The sequence below is a fragment of the Burkholderia sp. PR2 genome (assembly GCF_052372875.1).
In the GTDB taxonomy this organism is placed as follows: Bacteria; Pseudomonadota; Gammaproteobacteria; order Burkholderiales; family Burkholderiaceae; genus Burkholderia; species Burkholderia diffusa.
Genome location: NZ_JBQRWH010000002.1, coordinates 414,639 through 431,439 on the forward strand (window position 1 = coordinate 414,639; position 16,801 = coordinate 431,439).

Sequence of the window (16,801 nt, forward strand, 5' to 3'; positions counted from 1 at the left end):
CGTAAGCGGTCGACACACATCAGCGGGGAAAAGGGCGGTGCTCACGTCGATGCCGAGTGGCGCACGAGCGTGCATTCGTGCTGCGCGAAGCAGCACGAACGCGAACACGAGAGACTACCTCGACCGGTCAGAACTGCTGATCGTAGTTGAGGCGGACATGCTCCGGATGGCCGAGGCCGTCTCTCGTGATCGTGAGATCGATGTGATAGACACCTTTCCAACGTGCGTCGAACACGTTCCCGTACGTGACCGCATTGCCGTCCTGCGTCGGGTCGAGTGCTATCCGCGTCGATTTTGAATGGAAGGCACTGGCTTCGCTTCGCGGTCCCTGCACGACAGCAACGACGTGAGCATTATCAATGCGCTTTCCGTTCGACCTGTCGAACAGGGCGACCGTGAGCAGGAACAGGTTCACGTTGTTCGACGCCACGCCGGAACCGCCGCCCGGCGTAGCGGCGCGACTCGCCGGAACCACACCGTAGTGGACGACGAGCTTGCCCGTCGTCACGCTGCGCGTCAGGTCGTTCGCACCGGCGGTCGATACCGCGCCGACAAGCAATGCCAGCCAGGCAAGCAGCACAAGAAAAATTCGCGATCGCATAGGGGCCTCCTCGGCGGTGGATTTACCGCATCGGCAATGCGCACGCAAAGCGACCGGAATCTTGCTTCCATGCTGACATCGCGCGAAAACGCAGGCTTGACGCAGGTCATGCCGCCGCCAGAGTCATGACGCCGCATCATTCGGCGGATGCGTCCGTTCCACCCCAGTGCACCGGCAAGCGGACGACATCCACATGCCCCGGGAGATCGCCCGCCACGTCGCTTTCCATGTACGAGAAGTAGACGACGACGAGACGCCGGAGATCGACAATCCGGACCACGTGTATCGATCCAAACACCGGATCGACGGATTCGTCGAATACCTGAGCCAGCCGCGGCAAGCGGGCGGTCGTGGCGAGCGTTCCGGTCTGGTGACAGGACACCGATGCTCCGGCGCCATGTCTGTCGCGCAAGGACGGTCGTTCGTCGCGCGCGTGCGGCTCCGAGACGAAGCACGTTACTCCGTGGAGCTTCGGGTCGTCGTACGCGGATATGCCGATATGCGCGCCGTAGCGCTGAGAGTGTGGCGGAATGCGCGCCAGTTCCTCCGCATCGACGACGGATGCGCAGGAGATCGCCAGCGCGACGGACGCAATCCATGTACGTGTTCGCAGCGTGATCATCGCCAGCATCCTCGACTGATCGGCAAAACTGTCTCGGCAGGACTCCCGTGCAACGAGACGGATTGAACTTCAGACTAGGTGCCTGCCGGTATCGAACGCTTGACTTGCGTCAAGGCGGGATGAACGGGTGGCCGGATGCTTGCTGCAAGAGCGGCCGATCGGGCGCGACGCAACGGCCATGTGGCGGGCGGCATCGCACTCGCGACACGGCGCGCGCATCCGTGCGTTAAGAATCCGGTAAGGAATTCCCCCGAAGATGAACGCATCGCTCAGGAGAACCACGATGCGCATATCCGACTCGGTTCGCATGCTATGCCGGGCAGGCCTGGGGGCTGCCATATGCGTGGCCGCCATCGCCGACGCAGGTGCCGAAACGCCGGCCCAGTTGCTGGCCGGCTACACGGCACAGTCAGGCGTCGGCGCCATGCCGTCGCGCGGTCAGCAGTTCTTCACGTCCCGACATGGGCGCGACTGGAGCTGCGCGACCTGCCATGGCGGCACGCCGACCGGTGCAGGCACGCACATCGTTACCGGTAAGACCATCGAGCCGCTTGCGCCCGCTTTCAACCCGGCCCGGTTCACGGACGGCGCCAGGACCGAAAAGTGGTTCCGCAGAAACTGCAAGGACGTCGTCGGGCGCGAATGCTCGTCGGCCGAGAAGGCCGACGTCCTGAGCTGGCTCATGAGTCTGAAACCCTGACGGCGAACGATCATGAACAACATCGACTCGACGAAGTCGCCGCGCAGGATCGCCGCGCGGCGCCATGCACGCGCAAGCGTGCTCGCGATGCTGCTGATGTCGCTGCTGCCGTGCGCGGCACGGGCGGAAGACGAAATGCGCAGCGTCGCGATTCCATTACTGCCAAAGTACCGGCAGGAGTGCGCGACCTGCCATGTCGCCTATCCGCCCGGGGCGCTGCCCGCCGAATCGTGGCGACGCATCCTGAACGGTCTCGACCATCACTTCGGCACCGATGCGACGCTGGACCGGACAACGATCGGGCAACTGGAGACATGGCTGACGGCACATGCCGCGACGGGCGGCGCGGCGCGCCGTCCCCCGGAAGACAGGATTACCCGGTCGGCGTGGTTCGCCGCCACGCACGACGAGGTTCCTGCGTCCGTGTGGCGCAGCGCTGCAGTGAAGCGGCCGTCGAATTGCGCCGCATGTCATACGCAAGCAGACAAAGGAAATTTCGATGAACGATTCGTCCGCATCCCGAGTACACGGTGAACCGGCACCCTCGCGTCCCGCACGGATACTGGTCTGGGACGCTCCGCTGCGCGTATTCCACTGGCTGAGCGTCATTGCCTTCGCCGGCGCGTGGCTGACCGCCGAGAGCGAGCGATGGCGGCTGATGCACGTCGCGTTCGGCTACACGATGCTGGCGCTCGTCGCGTTTCGCGTCGTTTGGGGCGTGGCCGGCACGCGTCATGCGCGGTTCTCGTCGTTCGTGCGTTCGCCGGCGGCCGCTTTCCGCTACGTCCTGAGCCTCGCGAAAGGCCGGCCCGAACATCACGTCGGCCACAACCCCGCCGGCGCGGTGGCGATCGTCGCCATGCTGGCGATGATGGTCGTCACGGGGGTGACCGGCTGGGGGGCCTACACCGGAAACGGCGAGTCGTTCGGTGATCTGCATGAGGGTGCGGCGAACGCCATGCTCGCGCTCGTCGTGTTCCATGTCGCCGCCGTTCTCGTCAGCAGCGTCGTGCATCGTGAGAATCTGGCCGGCGCGATGGTGACCGGCTACAAGCGCGGTGCACCGATCGACGGCATCCGGCGTGCGTGGTGGGGGATCGCTGTCGTGATGACGGCCGCGGTGATCGGCTGGTGGTGGACGCAATGGCAGGCGGCACCGCAGCCCGCTCGAGCGGACCGGCCCGTCGCGACGGACACCGGCCGCCCCGCGCACGGCGCGGGCGGGGACGACGACTGACGGCCACCGGCGGAGTGCTCGATCGTGCGCATCCTGCTCGTGGAAGACGACGTCCTGCTCGGCGACGGAATCCGCGCCGGATTACGCCAGCAAGGGTTCCAGGTCGACTGGGTGCGTGACGGCGACGCGGCCCAGCGCGAGCTGCGCGCGCATGTTCATGCCGCGACGGTCCTCGATCTCGGCCTGCCGCTCGTGGATGGCATGGATGTCCTGCAGCGCATTCGCCGCGACGGCATGGCGTCGCCGATCCTGGTCCTGACCGCGCGCGATGCCGTGCCCGACCGCATCAAGGCGCTCGACGCGGGCGCCGACGACTACGTGATCAAGCCCGTGGACCTGTACGAGCTCGGTGCGCGCCTGCGAGCGCTGGTCCGGCGGTCCCACGGTCGGCCGACCGAGCGGCTTCACGCGCAGGACGTCGAGCTGGAACCCGCGTCGCGAACCGCGCGCCGCGCCGGCGTGCCGGTCGCGCTGTCCACGCGAGAGTTCGACCTGCTGCACATCCTGATGCTGAATGCCGGCCGGGTTCTGTCGCGCGAGCAGATCGAGCAGTATCTGTACAGCTGGGGGCAGGAGGTGGAGAGCAATGCCGTCGAGGTCCACATACATCGCCTGCGCGCCAAGCTCGGCAGCGAGCTGATCCGAACGGTGCGCGGCGTGGGTTACGTGCTGATGCGGGGCGACGCATGAAAGCCATGCTGCCCGCGCGTTCGTTGCATGGCCGGCTGCTGACGCTCGTGCCGGCCGTGGTTCTCGGCGTCTGGCTATCGACGCTGATGCTGACCTGGCTGGATGCGCAGCGCGAGATCGACCGGTTGCTCGATGGCCATCTCGCGCAGGCGGCGGCACTGCTCGTCGCGCAGCAGGCGCGCGGGCCGGATGACGACGACAATGCGATCGACGCGCCGATCCTTCATCCGTACGGCCCGCGTGTGGCCTTTCAGGTGTTTCATGACGGGCGGCTCGGCCTGCATTCCGAAAACGCACCGGCGAAGCCGATGGTGGCGCCCGAGCTGACCGGACGCGATCGGGCCTCCGGATTCTGGACCGTCGTGATCGACGGGAATGCGTGGCGGGTATTCGTCGTGCACGGCGTGCGCAGCGACGTTCAGGTGTTCGTGGGCGAGCGAATCGCTTCACGCGAATCGATCCTGCGCGCCGTCATGCGCAGTGCATTCTGGCCGATGGCGGCCGCGTTGCCGTTGCTGGTGCTCGCCATCGGCTGGGCGGTTCGCCGTGGCACGGCGCCGCTGCGCGATTTCGGCCGAGTGCTGGCGCGGCGCAATCCGCAGGCGCTCGATCCGATTCGGCCGGATCGGACACCGCTCGAGATGCGGTCGATGCTGGATGCGCTGAACCGGCTGTTCGAACGGATTCGCACCGTCATGGACGCGGAGCGCCGATTCACTGCCGATGCGGCTCACGAGTTGCGCACGCCGATCGCGGCCGTCAAGGCACAGGCGCAGGTCGCCATGGCGGAGCCCGATGACGAGCGACGCCGGCATGCGCTGCGAGGCGTGCTCGAAGGGTGCGATCGGGCCGCGCGCCTGGTGGATCAGCTTCTGTTGCTTTCGCGTCTCGATGCGGGCGCACTGACGGACCGCGCACCGGTCGACGTATCGGCCCTGGCGAAACGGGTGGTCGCGGAGGCTGCGCCTCGGTCGATCGGAAAACGGCAGCGGCTGGAACTCGATGCGCCATCGCCATGCGTCGTCGGCGGCAACGAACCATTGCTCGAGTCGATGGTGCGCAACCTGGTCGACAACGCGATTGGCTACAGCCCGCCACAGGCGCACATATCCGTTTCGGTTTGCCGACGGGAAGGGCACACCGTGCTACGGGTCGAAGACGGCGGCCCGGGTATCGGCGACGACGACCTGCACAGGCTCGGCGAACGGTTCTTTCGGCCGCAGGGAGCCCGGCCGGGCGGGAGTGGCCTCGGCTGGTCGATCGTACGGCGAATCGCAGCCGCGCATGACGCGGACATCGAGGTAGGTCGATCGCCAGCGCTCGGCGGCCTGCGCGTGGTCGTCTCGTGGCCGGTTGCCGATGCAACGGACGCGGCCACGCACTAGTCAACCATGTACATCTACGATCAGACCGCACGCGTTCGACAGGTCACGGCAGGCTACGCGAGCAGCCGATCGCGACCGGCACGGCGTGCCCGTCGCCGCGCACGCCGTGCCACGCGATCACTGGCCGGCGGCGCCGCTTGCAGGGCCGCCAGGCTGGCCGTGCATGTAGCCCGGCCCCATGCCCGGCCCCATGCCCGTGCCCATGCCTTGCCCCCGATGCATGCCCCACCTGGGCGGAACGTCGGGCAACTTGATGCCGCGCGCCTTTGCGCGCTTCTGCATCTCGGCGTGATGCGCCGCGCGGATTTTCTCGCGCTCGGCGTCCGATGCCGCAGCGAGCATCCGGGTACGGTATGCGCTGCGCTCGGCGGGTGTCATCAGCTGACTGCCGTACATCATGCCGCCCGGCTCGACGGCGGAACCGCCAGCGGGCTGGCGCGGCTGTGCATCGGCCAGACTGGCCGTCATCGCGACCGCGACGCCGATCAGGCACGAAACGGTGAACCTGCTCACTGCGGACATGACGCTCTCCAAATCGTTTGCATGGTTTCAACCGTACGCAAAGATGACGATCGAACCTTTGCCGCAGATCAAGTCCCCGCGGAGTGCCGGCGATCATGCTGTTGTCAAACGTGCGGCTCATCATTCGGCGTCACGGCGACGAAGCGTGGTGCGCCCACTCGATTCCTGTCCTGTCGGAGCTGCCAGCCATGTCGAATTCATTGCACTATCGTGAAAGAACCGCGGAAGTCGCCGAGCAGATGCGCAAGCTTCGGCAATCGCAGCCAGACCTCATGTCCGCCTTCGGCGCACTGGGCGCGGCCGGTACCAAAGAGGGCGCGCTGACGAAGAAGACCCGCGAGCTGATCGCGTTAGGCATCGCGATCTCGTGCCGCTGCGACGACTGCATCGGTTTCCACATACAATCGCTGATCAAGCTGAAGGCGACGCGCGAGGAGATCGAGGCGGTCGCCGGTGTCGCCGTCTACATGGGCGGCGGCCCGTCGATGATGTACGCGGCACATGCGTTGATCGCGTTCGACGAGCTTTCGACGTGACGTGCGGCCTTGCTCAACCCTGGAAAGTGACCTGAATCGTGATGTCAAGAAATCCCGACGTTGTTTCGGAAACCGTCGCTGAAGCGACGCCCGCGATGGCCGCCGCGGCCACGCGAAGCACCTGGGTGAGCGTGGCGGTCAACCTCGCGCTGAGCATCGCGCAAGTGGTGATCGGCATCCTGTCCCGATCGCAAGGTCTCGTCGCGGACGGGATTCACTCATTGTCCGACCTGATCGCGGATTTCGTCGTGCTGCTGGCCAGTCACCATAGCCGCAAGCCCGTCGACGAAAAGCATCCTTACGGCCATCAGCGCTTCGAAACCGGCGCGTCGCTGGCACTTGCCGCAATCCTGCTGCTGGTGGGGGGCGGGATGCTCTGGTCCGCCATCCAGAAGCTCGAGCATCCGGAAGCGATCGCGCGCGTCCACGTCGCGGCGCTCTGGGTCGCGCTCGTCGCGCTCGCCGCGAAGGAAAGCCTGTTCCGTTACATGTTCGCGGTCGCCACGCGAGTGAAGTCGAGCATGCTCGTCGCCAACGCATGGCACGCGCGTTCGGACGCCGCATCGTCGCTGGTCGTCGCTTGCGGCATCGTCGGCAACCTGCTCGGTTATCCGCTGCTCGATCCCGTCGCCGCGCTGATCGTCGGCGGGATGATCGTGAAAATGGGCGGCACGTTCGGCTGGGACGCCTTGCACGACCTGATGGATCGGGCGGCCGACGCCGAAGACGTGCAGGCGATCCGCGCGACGCTGCGCGCGACGCCGGGCGTGCTCGACGTGCACGACCTGCGCACGCGAAAGACCGGCGACCTGATCCTCGTCGACGTGCATCTCGACATCGACGCCGATCTCACGGTTGCGCAAGGGCACGACATCGCGGTGGACGCGCGTGCTCGCGTGATGAAGCATCACCGCGTCCTGAACGTGATGACCCACGTCGATCCGCGCAAGCGGGAACGCATCGCTGAAACCGCGTCCGGGATGCGCGGCCGGTAAGCGGCACCGGTCAGCCGGTGCGGCCGATCGGCACGGCGTGCATGCCGGGTGTCATTCCGCGCCGCGCGGAGGATGGCCGCGCCGGAACGTCAACCGGCGTTCCTTGAGAAGCGCGCGCCAATTGAGCTTCATCAACGCGAAGACGACGCCGAGCAACGCCAGTTGCGTAACGATGAAGTATCCGCCGAGATAAGTGCCTTCGAGCCCGGACTCCACGTCCAGCCGGGTCGACGCAAGGCGGCCGAGGTGCGCCCAGATCGCATAGGTCGCGGCGCGGCCGACGAAGAACGCCGCGGCAATGATCCTGAGCGGCAATCCGGAAAGGCCGTATGCGATGAACAGATAGTTCGACGGAAGCGGGCTCAGGGCATAGAAGAAGAACGCACCGGCGGTGAGCGTGCTGTGCTTGCGCAGCCAGTGCGTGGCGACGTCGATGTTCTCGCGATCCGCTTGCCGCATCCAGCGGGCGCGCACGAGCGATCTTGCGAAGGTCGCCAGGATGACGCGGCCAGTCGTCGCCGCGCCGGCCGCCACGATGGCAAAGATCAGTGGATTGCCTTCGGGCAGGTTGAACCCGACCCACGACATCGCCATCCACGTGGGCGGGGCGAACGCCGGCATGAGATTCAGCAGAAGAATCAGCAGAAACAGTACCGCCAGCGTCAGCACGATATCGCCTCCAGGCGCTTCGGTGTCACGCTTCGATTGTGCTGACGAAAGGCGCCGCCCGCTTGACTCACGTCAAGCAACGCGCCGTGCCGGTCGTTCGCGTGACGCGCTTCGCCGTGACTCAGGTCAACGGCCGAACCGCGGCGTTTCCTAGACTGATGCCACGCCGTGAGCAACCGGAACCGGATGCGGCGAACCCCGCCGTGCACGGCAATCGGAAGAATGGTCATGTCCCGAATCCGCTGGTCGATCGATCTCGCGTTGCTGGTCCTCGCAGCGACTACGCTCGCCGCGGGGGGCATGTGCGTGGCGTTCGGTCTGCTTTCACTCGCGCGGGTCGTCTGGCTGCTGGGTACGGTGCCGGTCTTGCTCGCGTTGACCGTGTCGCTTGCAAAGGCCGTGGCGAAACGGCAGGCCGGCATCGACGTGCTCGCATGGCTGGCGATCGGCCTGGCAATCGCGCTGGACGAGACGCTGACCGCCGCGGTCATCGCATTGATGCTGGCCAGCGGCCGGACGCTGGAGCGGTATGCGCAAGACCGCGCGCAACGCGAGATGACGGCGCTGCTCGGCCGTGCCCCCCGGCAGGCGACACGGTTCGAGAACGGTGAATGGCGTTCCGTTGCGCCGGAAACCATCGTTCCGGGTGACAGGCTGCTCGTGCGTAGCGGCGAATGCGCGCCGGTCGACGGCACGTTGACCGACGACGCGGAACTGGACGAGTCCATGCTGACGGGCGAGTCGTCCACCCAGCGGCGACGTTCCGGCGAAACCGCATGCAGCGGCGTGGTCAACGCAGGCGCGCCGTTTGAAATGGTCGCCCGCACCACGGCAGGCGACAGCACGTTTGCGGGCATCGTCCGCATGGTCGAGCGCGCACAACACGAGCGCGGTCCGGCCGTGCGTCTCGCGGATCGCTACGCGGCATTCTTCGTGCTCGCCTCGCTGCTCGTCGCCGGCATCGCGTGGCTGCTGACCGGCGACGTCACACGCGCGCTCGCCGTGCTCGTCGTCGCCACGCCTTGTCCGTTGATCCTCGCCGTGCCGGTCGCCATCGTGTCCGGCATGTCGCGTTGTTCGAAACGCGGCATCCTGGTCAAGGGCGGGGGCGCGCTCGAACGTCTCGCGCAAGCGACGATTCTGTTCTTCGACAAGACCGGGACGCTGACGGGCGGGCGGGCACGCATCGTTGCGATCGAATGCGGCACGAACGTTGGCGCGGGCGATGTGCTGCGTTTCGCGGCGTCATTGGCACAGGCTTCGGGACACGTCATTTCGGATGCGCTGACGGTCGCCGCGCGGGAACGCCGGATCAATCTGTCGCCGCCATCGGTCGTCATCGAAACGGCGGGCGAGGGCGTCACAGGCCAGGTCGACAACCGGACCGTCGCGATCGGCAAGTTCGGATACGTCGCCGCCTCTTCAACGGTCGCCCCCTGGAGCGACGCGTTCCTCAAGCGGGTCGGCATCGAGGGCGGGGCTGCCGTGTTCGTCGGCGTCGATGGTGTCATGATCGGTGCGATTCAGATGGCCGACCAGGTGCGGCTGGAGACGCCGCGGGCATTGCGTCTGTTGAAACGGGAAGGCGTCGAGCGCCTCGTCATGCTGACCGGCGACCGGCGAGACATTGCCCAGGCCGTCGGCGAGTTGCTGGGTGTTACCGACGTGCGTGCCGAGCAGACGCCGACGGACAAGCTTGCCGCGATTCAGGCCGCGCGCAAGGAAGGCGTGACGATCATGGTCGGCGACGGTGTGAACGACGCGCCGGCGCTCGCGGCCGCCGACGTCGGTATCGCGATGGGTGCGCGGGGGGCGGCCGCGTCATCCGAAGCGGCCGACGTGGTACTGCTGGTGGATCGGCTGGATCGACTCGTGGATGCGATACGTATCGCACGACGGTCGCGCCGAATCGCACTCGAGAGCGTGGTGGCTGGCATGTCGCTGTCGGTCGTCGCAATGACGATTGCGGCGGCCGGATTCCTGCAGCCGATTGCCGGTGCGGTCATTCAGGAAGTCATCGACGTCGTCGTCATCATCAATGCGTTACGCGTGCTGCTCGTTCGCCCGAGGCCAACCGACGCCCGACTCGCCGATGTCGACGTCGAGCAACTCAAGCGCGAGCACGCGGCATTGTCACCGTTGCTGGACCAGATCAGGGATCTCGCGGATCGTATGCCGCAACTATCCGGGGCAGCCATCGCCAGTGAGCTTGTCCACGTGATCGACTCGCTGGACGAACGGCTGCTGCCGCACGAACGCGCCGAGGATCGGGACGTCTACGCGCGACTCGCCCCGCTTCTCGGTGGCGAGGACCCGCTAGCGGCGATGAGCGGCGCACACCGGGAGATCTTCAAGATGGTCCGATCGCTCAGGCAGATGGTCGCGGACCTGCCGCGAGACGGAACGAACGCCCTGCAGGTGCAGGCGATACAGCGCTTGTTGTACGGGCTGGAAGCGATCGTACGCCTGCATTGCGCTCAGGAGGAGGAACTGTTCCACGCCGTCGGAGCGGATGCGTGACCCTGAAACGCGTCACGCATGCGGCGCACTCACCAGAAGAACCGGCGTTTTCGTGATGCGCGCAACGCGTCCGGCCACGCTGCCGACGAGCCAGCCCGTGACGCCGCGCCGCCCATGGGTGCCCATGACGATCATGTCCGCGCTCCATTCGATGGCGTCGTTCACGATCAGGTGAGGCACGTCCGCGCCGGTGCGATCCGTTTGAATCAGTTGAGACTGCGAGTGCGCGGGTGTGCCATCGAGCAGGGCCATGGCTTTTTGCAGTGCACGATTGCCTTCGCTGACCAACGCGGCTTCCAGCGTCTCGACGGGGACGAAATCACCCAGCGATGTGGGGCGATCGAGCACGTGTATCGCCCGGAATTCGGTCTCGGGACGCGAGAATTTCAACCCCGTTTGCAATGCGTGGAGCGCAATCGGGCTTCCGTCGACAGCGAACAGCATCCGCCGCGGCAGGTGCTCGGCGACCGACGCAAAACCTTCCGGAACGATGAGCAGCGGGCAACCAACGAGCTTGCCGAGCGGGCCGGAAACCGTTCCCTCGATCCATCCGAGCAGGCCATGATGCTGACGTGTGCCGACGATCATGAGTTCGGCCTGCCAGGCTTGTGCACTTTCGGCCAGCGCATGCACGACATCCCCGCCGTGCGTGGACAAGTCGATGACTTCCGTGTCGATCGAGATGTCGTCGCGCGAAATGGCGCTTTGGGCGCGCGACAGCGCGTCGGATGCGTCTCGCAACAATTCGTCGCGGGCCGATTCGAGAAATGCCGTGGCTTTCGACCCGAGCGGGACGAGCGTTCGCGGATTTTCCGCAACGCTGACGATATGCACCGCGGCATTCGACGGGAGGAACGCTTTGGCATACGCGAGGGCATGTGTGGATGCGGTGGAACCGTCGACGGCGATCAATACCCGCTGGGAGGCGGAGACTGCCTGGACGGGTGAAGTGCTGGTATTCATGAATGTCTCCCGGTGACAACCGACGGTCTTGTACACGGCAATTTTTCGCACGAGAGCCGTCTACCGGCTTGACCTTCGTCAAGCACGTTCGTCTTCGCAGTGCCGGGTGAAATGGCGGCTCGATTGCGTCGAGTGCATGGCCGTTGCCACGTTGAATGCCATGTTCCTTGCCAGGACGACCTCACCGGCATCCAGGGCCCGACCGAAGGTTCAAATCAGGCGTTTGCCGGCATTCACGGTCAACGGCATGGTGACGTGCTCGACGCTCAATTCCGGTCACCGGACGGGACCTGCTGCCGGGCGACGCGCGCGGGCAAAGGCAGAATGCGCGGAAACACGTTCTCCGACCTGAACAGCTTGTGCGCCACCGCGCCCAGCACGTGCAGGCCGACCAGCGCGGCGAGCCCGTAAGCCGTCAGCGCGTGCAGTTCTCCCAGCCAATGCGACAGCTCGCGACTCCTGGGCACCAGGGTCGGTAGCGAGAAGAGCCCGAAGCAGCTGGCCGTGTGCCCGGCCGCGTTCGTCTTCATCCACCCGAGCACGGGAATGGCGAACATCAGCACATAAAGCAGCCCGTGGACGCTGCGTTCCGCGAAATGGTTCAGCGTGCCGGCCGGATTGACCGATGGCGGGAGGCTGCGGCGCATACGCAGCCGATTCACGATACGAAGCGCCACGAGCCCAAGAATGGCGATGCCGATCGACTTGTGCAGGCTGACGAGGTCCTCGTTGTCGTCGAGCAGCAAGCCGACGATCAGGTTGCCGATCAGCGCGGCGGCCAGCAGCCAGTGCAGCAGGCTGATCGACAGCGGATAGCGGGTATTGGTTTTCATGACGGGAATGTCTGTTCAGTGGTGAAAGCGTGCCCTGCTCGGGTTATCCGAGCAGGTCGTGATAGTGCTTTTTCGATCCGTTGATTCGCCGCAGCGCCTGCTTGGCGGCCGACAGATCATTGGCCTGGATGGCCCGGTCGACCTCGGTCAATTCATCCCGCAATGTGCGCATGCCTTCGTCGTAAGTCGGTTGGTCATCGCGATACCGCTGGCGGCTCGCCTGCTGCGCATCGCTTTCGAGCCGGGCCACGTAGCCGCTCATTTCCGGGATTGCCCGGCTGTTCATGGCACCCTGCATCGCATGCTTCATGTCTCGCATCAGCGTCTTGATCTCGCCTGCCGACGCCGGCGCGGCAGCCACGAAAAGCAACGCGCCCAGCGTTGCGCAAAAATGGAGTCGGAACGGTAGTCTGCTCATGGTCGTCGATTCGATTGCGAGTGTCGGTGACGGCGACCATAGAATGCCGACGTTAACGGATTCTTAAGGACCGGATTTTTCCCGCCGTGCTTGATGCCGGTCGGTTTCTGCGGTTATCGTGCGCCAATGGACGCAATGTCCCGACCAAAAGGAACGCGACACCATGCGGGTGTTACTCGTGGAAGACGACAAACTGATCGGCAGCGGGGTGGAGGATGGCCTGATCGAGGCCGGCATGACGGTCGACTGGGCGCACGATGGCAGGCATGCGCAGCTCGCGCTCGAAACCACGCCGTATGACCTCGTCGTGCTCGATCTCGGCCTGCCCCGCATGTCGGGAGTCGAATTGCTCGACTGGCTTCGCAAGCGCCGCGACCATACGCCGGTGCTGGTCATGACCGCGCGCGACACGGTGGCCGATCGCGTGAGCGGCCTCAGTGCGGGCGCCGACGACTACATCGGCAAGCCGTTCGACCTGACCGAACTGATCGCCCGATGCCGTGCGCTCGTGCGACGCTCGCAGGGCCGGAGCACCGACACGATCGAATACGGCGACCTGTCGGTCGATCCTTCGTTGATGACGGTGACGCGCGGCACCGAACGGATCGGGCTGACGTCGCGCGAATGCGCGTTGCTGGTCGAACTGCTGGCCAACCAGGGTCGCCCGCTCTCGCGCGCCCGGCTCCAGGACAGCCTCTACGGCTGGAACGAAGAAATCGAAAGCAATGCGATCGAAGTGCATGTGTCGAATCTGCGCAAGAAACTGGGGGCCGAATTGATCCGCACGATTCGAGGTGTCGGCTACGTGGTGGAGAAAGCGTCGTGATGCGCTCGATCCGGCAACGGCTGACCTTACTGGTGCTGTCGGGTGTCGTGGTGGTCTGGGCGTATTCGCTGGTGTCGAGCTATCGCCAGGCGATTCACGAAGCGGAGGAATGGGACGAAACCCGCCTCGAGCAGATCGCAAGAGCGTTCGTCGCGCTCGATGCGTCCGATCTGCCGGTCTTCGCGGACATCGTCCTCGGCTCGGGGGAAGACAACGATGGCGACAACGATGCATCACCGCGCATGCTGTATCAGATCAGTGACGCGGGCGGACGAATCCTGGCCGCCAGTCCGGGGCTCGACTCGCTCCATCTGCCGGTGTCTCCCGCTGCCGCATCAAGCCCGATCCGGTTCGGCAATTCGAAGTGGCACGCGTACGTGATGACCGATGCCGCGCGCGGCCGCACCGTGCGCATCTTCGAACAACGCACGCACCGTTCGGACTTGTCCGCGGAGGTGGCGCGCCGTGTCGCGCGGCCGCTCGCATTCGCGTTGCCCGTGCTGGCCGTGTTGATCTGGCTGGCGATCGGACGCAGCCTGACGCCGCTACGGACGCTGTCGGAGGCAATCGCCGCACGTTCCCCCGACAGCCTCGATGCAATCGGCACGAAGGGCATTCCCGACGAAGTGCGGCCGCTGGTTGCCGCACTGAACACGCTGCTGCAACGTCTGCGCGGCTCGCTCGATCGCGAGCGCGCATTCACCAGCGACGCCGCGCACGAGCTCAAGACCCCGCTCGCCGCGCTCAAGGTTCAGGCACAGGTCGCGCTTACCGCACGCGATCCGGACCGTCAGCGGCGCGCGATGCAACGGGTAGTCGAGGGCGTAGACCGAAGCACGCATCTGGCGGACCAGTTGCTTGCACTGGCGCGACTTGACGAAACCGTCCCGATGCCCGGCGAGGACGTCGATCTCGCACGCGTGGTGCAGACCTGCATCGGCGACCACCAGGCGCGCGCCGATCGCAAGCAGATGTCGCTGATTTCATGCGTCGGCGGTCCGGTTATCGCACATGCATCGTCGACGCTTCTGCGCGTCCTGCTCGACAATCTAGTCGATAACGCGATCAAGTACGGTCGCGAGCAAGGGCGCGTCGAAATCACGTCGTGGCAGGATGCCGGCGCGATCCGCCTGCAGGTACGGGACGACGGACCGGGCGTCTCGAAAGAAGATCTGTCCCGACTGCAGGATCGCTTCTTTCGCGGTGCGGATCACGACGAAAGCGGCAGCGGCCTGGGGCTGTCCATCGTCGCGCGCATCGTGGCAAAACTCGGCGGGAGTCTGACGTACATCGACGGGTTGAACGGCAACGGGTTCGGCGTGCGCGTGACGTTGCCGTCATCGGCGTGACCGAAGCGGCGATTCCGGGTCCGCCCCTGTCTTTCACATCCGATGCGTTCGACGACGTGAAGTTAACGTTGCCTTCAGTTTGGCGGAGCATGCTGTCTCTACGGCAGAAGAGGTGTCCTCGGATGCCGGCCCTGTTCACTGGAGGTCGAGATCATGAAATTCGCAATCCGTACCATCGTGCTGGCGGCGGCCATCATCCCCGCATTCGCATTGGCAGCTCAATCAGGCGGCGGCCTGACCCGAGCGGAAGTCCGCGCGCAGATCAGGCAGGTCGAGCAGGCCGGTTACAACCCGGCCCGCAAGGACATTCACTATCCGCAATCGATCCAGCAGGCCGAGGCACGCATCCGGTCTTCCGAATCGACGCCGCAGGCCGATGTGTCGGGCTATGGGCCTGCATACGGGGCGGGGGCCGACTCGGGAGCCGCGATCCCGAATCATGCCGCGGCGCCGCGGTTGTACACGCATCATTGACGGCACACGCGCGAGCGTCGGGGCGCCCCACGTTCAATACGACTTGCCGGCAACGTTCGCCGACTCGAGCTCACGCGTGAAGATCCGGGTGCCTGCGGTGTCCGCGACCGACTCGACCAGACCGACGCCTGGCGCGAGCCAGTCGTCGGCGTCCGACGTGCTGGTCAGCGCCGGATTGTGGAACGTCTCGGTGGTGTGATGGTGACACGCGTTTTCGAACACCTTGCCGTTCTTCAGGCTGACCGTTTCTCGCGCGACGTACGCGCCGCCGTCTGGACACCGCCTGACGGAAAGACGGGCTATCCACGTTCGATGAACAGGAGCCGGCGTGCGTCCAATACGCCGGCGTCCGAATCCCCAGGGTGAACCGGTTAGGTAATTTGGTGCGCCGGCGCGCACTGCGGGGGCAACCGCCGCCTCCGGCGCCGGTTCATGCACCGAAATGAGGAATGCAGTTCGCCGGAATTCCTGTCTTGTGCCGGCGCGGCAAGCGTTACACGGCGATGGCCCGGTTTTTGCTGGAGTTGTTTTGGCCGCGCAACGGTTGCGCGCTGCCCGACGACATACCAGACAAGGAAGATTCACCGTGAGCCCGACGACTCGACCGTTTCCCCGACGCACCTGGCTGGCTGCGCTGATCGCAGCCCCCGTGATGGCGCTGTTCGCTGCTGCGCCGGCCCATGCCGACGCGCTCGACACCATCGCGAAAAGCGGCGCGCTGCGCGTCGCGGTGCCTGAAGACTATCCGCCGTTCGGCTCGGTCGGCACGGACATGCAGCCGCAGGGCTACGACATCGACATGGCCGAGCTGCTCGCCAAATCGCTCGGCGTGAAGCTGAAGCTGGTGCCCGTCAACAGCGCGAACCGGATTCCGTATCTGACGACCAACAAGGTCGACATGGTGATCTCGTCGCTCGGCAAGACGCCGGAGCGCGAGAAGGTCATCGACTTCTCGACGGCGTATGCGCCGTATTTCCAGGGCGTGTTCGGGCCGGCGGACGTGAAGGTGAGCGCGCCCGCCGACCTGACCGGGAAGACGGTCGGCGCCACGCGCGGCGCGCTCGAGGAGATCGCGCTGTCGCAACTCGCACCGAATGCGACGATCAAGCGCTTCGAGGACAACAACGCGACGATCCAGGCATTCCTGTCGGGGCAAGTGCAACTGATCGCCGCCGGCAACATCGTCGCGGCGGCGATTCTCGCGAAGAATCCGCCGCGCCGGCCCGAGGTCAAGTTCGTGATCAAGAACTCGCCGTGCTTCGTCGGCGTCAACAAGAACGAACCGCGCCTGCTCGCGAAGATCGACGATGCGATCGCGCATGCGAAGCAGGACGGCACACTGGGTGCGATGTCGAGGAAGTGGCTCGGCCAGCCGTTGCCGGCCGGCCTGTGACGAACCGCCGTGCCGCCTGATACCTCGCCGCGGCCGGCACCGCCGGTGCGGCGGGTGTCATTGTCAGA

22 protein-coding genes are annotated in these 16,801 nt (G+C 65.6%); 13 read left to right on the top strand and 9 right to left on the bottom strand.

Features of this window, described 5'->3' with window-relative positions; all coding sequences use genetic code 11:
* Positions 1-127: 127 nt before the first annotated feature.
* A complete protein-coding gene (locus ACT2FV_RS13480) occupies positions 128-601 on the bottom strand; it encodes a hypothetical protein (protein ID WP_059602782.1) in 474 nt (157 codons plus the stop codon).
* Positions 602-737: 136 nt separating this feature from the next.
* Positions 738-1,232 carry a CreA family protein gene (locus tag ACT2FV_RS13485; RefSeq protein WP_124625192.1) on the bottom strand — a complete coding sequence of 165 codons (495 nt, stop codon included), beginning with the start codon at positions 1,230-1,232 and terminating at the stop codon, positions 738-740.
* A gap of 298 nt (positions 1,233-1,530) precedes the next feature.
* Here ACT2FV_RS13485 and ACT2FV_RS13490 point away from each other — a divergent pair, with 298 nt between their 5' ends.
* Genes ACT2FV_RS13490 through ACT2FV_RS13510 form a run of 5 tightly spaced genes read left to right on the top strand, consistent with a single transcriptional unit; the run spans position 1,531 to position 5,235 of the window.
* On the top strand, positions 1,531-1,923 hold the full coding sequence (locus tag ACT2FV_RS13490; protein ID WP_239007304.1) for a DUF1924 domain-containing protein: 393 nt from the start codon (positions 1,531-1,533) through the stop codon (positions 1,921-1,923).
* 12 nt (positions 1,924-1,935) lie between these two features.
* On the top strand, positions 1,936-2,457 hold the full coding sequence (locus ACT2FV_RS13495; protein ID WP_151048676.1) for a diheme cytochrome c: 522 nt from the start codon (positions 1,936-1,938) through the stop codon (positions 2,455-2,457).
* Positions 2,423-3,160 (top strand): cytochrome b/b6 domain-containing protein, encoded by a 738-nt coding sequence (locus tag ACT2FV_RS13500; RefSeq protein ID WP_151048675.1) that lies wholly within the window; start codon positions 2,423-2,425, stop codon positions 3,158-3,160. The genes ACT2FV_RS13495 and ACT2FV_RS13500 overlap by 35 nt, the downstream gene beginning before the upstream one ends.
* 24 nt (positions 3,161-3,184) lie before the next feature.
* Positions 3,185-3,850, top strand: coding sequence for a response regulator (locus ACT2FV_RS13505; RefSeq protein ID WP_124625185.1), 666 nt, complete (start codon positions 3,185-3,187; stop codon positions 3,848-3,850).
* Between the two features lie 5 nt (positions 3,851-3,855).
* Positions 3,856-5,235 carry an ATP-binding protein gene (locus ACT2FV_RS13510; protein ID WP_444504275.1) on the top strand — a complete coding sequence of 460 codons (1,380 nt, stop codon included), beginning with the start codon at positions 3,856-3,858 and terminating at the stop codon, positions 5,233-5,235.
* Between the two features lie 117 nt (positions 5,236-5,352).
* Here the strand turns inward: ACT2FV_RS13510 and ACT2FV_RS13515 are convergent, their stop codons facing one another.
* Positions 5,353-5,757, bottom strand: a complete 405-nt coding sequence (locus ACT2FV_RS13515) for a hypothetical protein (RefSeq protein WP_444504083.1) — start codon at positions 5,755-5,757, stop codon at positions 5,353-5,355.
* 188 nt (positions 5,758-5,945) lie between these two features.
* Here ACT2FV_RS13515 and ACT2FV_RS13520 point away from each other — a divergent pair, with 188 nt between their 5' ends.
* The gene (locus tag ACT2FV_RS13520; RefSeq protein WP_151048695.1) at positions 5,946-6,293 is read left to right on the top strand and encodes a carboxymuconolactone decarboxylase family protein; all 348 of its coding nucleotides are present in this window, start codon (positions 5,946-5,948) and stop codon (positions 6,291-6,293) included.
* 41 nt (positions 6,294-6,334) lie between these two features.
* Positions 6,335-7,288, top strand: coding sequence for a cation diffusion facilitator family transporter (locus tag ACT2FV_RS13525; RefSeq protein ID WP_444504084.1), 954 nt, complete (start codon positions 6,335-6,337; stop codon positions 7,286-7,288).
* A 51-nt stretch (positions 7,289-7,339) separates the two neighbouring features.
* Here ACT2FV_RS13525 and ACT2FV_RS13530 read toward each other — a convergent pair whose 3' ends face one another.
* Positions 7,340-7,957, bottom strand: coding sequence for a hypothetical protein (locus ACT2FV_RS13530; RefSeq protein WP_444504085.1), 618 nt, complete (start codon positions 7,955-7,957; stop codon positions 7,340-7,342).
* Positions 7,951-8,187: a hypothetical protein gene (locus ACT2FV_RS13535; RefSeq protein ID WP_059602800.1), complete on the bottom strand. Its 237-nt coding sequence runs from the start codon at positions 8,185-8,187 to the stop codon at positions 7,951-7,953. Before ACT2FV_RS13535 ends, ACT2FV_RS13530 begins: the two co-directional genes overlap by 7 nt.
* Between ACT2FV_RS13535 and ACT2FV_RS13540 the strand changes: the two genes are divergently transcribed.
* Positions 8,186-10,477: a heavy metal translocating P-type ATPase gene (locus tag ACT2FV_RS13540; protein WP_444504086.1), complete on the top strand. Its 2,292-nt coding sequence runs from the start codon at positions 8,186-8,188 to the stop codon at positions 10,475-10,477. The two genes, ACT2FV_RS13535 and ACT2FV_RS13540, sit on opposite strands and share 2 nt — an antisense overlap.
* Positions 10,478-10,489: 12 nt before the next feature.
* Here ACT2FV_RS13540 and ACT2FV_RS13545 read toward each other — a convergent pair whose 3' ends face one another.
* The 3 genes from ACT2FV_RS13545 to ACT2FV_RS13555 all read right to left on the bottom strand — a co-directional run bounded on the left by ACT2FV_RS13545 (position 10,490) and on the right by ACT2FV_RS13555 (position 12,691).
* Complete coding sequence (locus ACT2FV_RS13545; protein ID WP_151048668.1) at positions 10,490-11,440, bottom strand: universal stress protein; 951 nt, start codon at positions 11,438-11,440, stop codon at positions 10,490-10,492.
* A 266-nt stretch (positions 11,441-11,706) separates the two neighbouring features.
* On the bottom strand, positions 11,707-12,273 hold the full coding sequence (locus ACT2FV_RS13550) for a cytochrome b (protein WP_444504087.1): 567 nt from the start codon (positions 12,271-12,273) through the stop codon (positions 11,707-11,709).
* Between the two features lie 43 nt (positions 12,274-12,316).
* On the bottom strand, positions 12,317-12,691 hold the full coding sequence (locus tag ACT2FV_RS13555; protein WP_059602810.1) for a cytochrome b562: 375 nt from the start codon (positions 12,689-12,691) through the stop codon (positions 12,317-12,319).
* A 163-nt stretch (positions 12,692-12,854) separates the two neighbouring features.
* On the opposite strand from ACT2FV_RS13555, the gene ACT2FV_RS13560 reads away from it, so the two are divergent.
* The 3 genes from ACT2FV_RS13560 to ACT2FV_RS13570 all read left to right on the top strand — a co-directional run bounded on the left by ACT2FV_RS13560 (position 12,855) and on the right by ACT2FV_RS13570 (position 15,340).
* The gene (locus ACT2FV_RS13560; RefSeq protein ID WP_151048667.1) at positions 12,855-13,517 is read left to right on the top strand and encodes a response regulator; all 663 of its coding nucleotides are present in this window, start codon (positions 12,855-12,857) and stop codon (positions 13,515-13,517) included.
* Positions 13,517-14,866: an ATP-binding protein gene (locus ACT2FV_RS13565; protein WP_444504276.1), complete on the top strand. Its 1,350-nt coding sequence runs from the start codon at positions 13,517-13,519 to the stop codon at positions 14,864-14,866. The genes ACT2FV_RS13560 and ACT2FV_RS13565 overlap by 1 nt, the downstream gene beginning before the upstream one ends.
* Before the next feature lie 153 nt (positions 14,867-15,019).
* A complete protein-coding gene (locus ACT2FV_RS13570) occupies positions 15,020-15,340 on the top strand; it encodes a DUF4148 domain-containing protein (protein ID WP_444504088.1) in 321 nt (106 codons plus the stop codon).
* A 33-nt stretch (positions 15,341-15,373) separates the two neighbouring features.
* On the opposite strand, the gene ACT2FV_RS13575 is transcribed toward ACT2FV_RS13570, so the two are convergent.
* Entirely contained in the window at positions 15,374-15,562 is a 189-nt protein-coding gene (locus ACT2FV_RS13575) for a hypothetical protein (RefSeq protein ID WP_260436622.1), read from the bottom strand.
* 227 nt (positions 15,563-15,789) lie between these two features.
* Between ACT2FV_RS13575 and ACT2FV_RS13580 the strand changes: the two genes are divergently transcribed.
* Positions 15,790-15,930, top strand: a complete 141-nt coding sequence (locus ACT2FV_RS13580; protein WP_185715941.1) for a hypothetical protein — start codon at positions 15,790-15,792, stop codon at positions 15,928-15,930.
* Positions 15,927-16,733: a transporter substrate-binding domain-containing protein gene (locus ACT2FV_RS13585; RefSeq protein WP_059602822.1), complete on the top strand. Its 807-nt coding sequence runs from the start codon at positions 15,927-15,929 to the stop codon at positions 16,731-16,733. Before ACT2FV_RS13580 ends, ACT2FV_RS13585 begins: the two co-directional genes overlap by 4 nt.
* Positions 16,734-16,801: the final 68 nt, after the last annotated feature.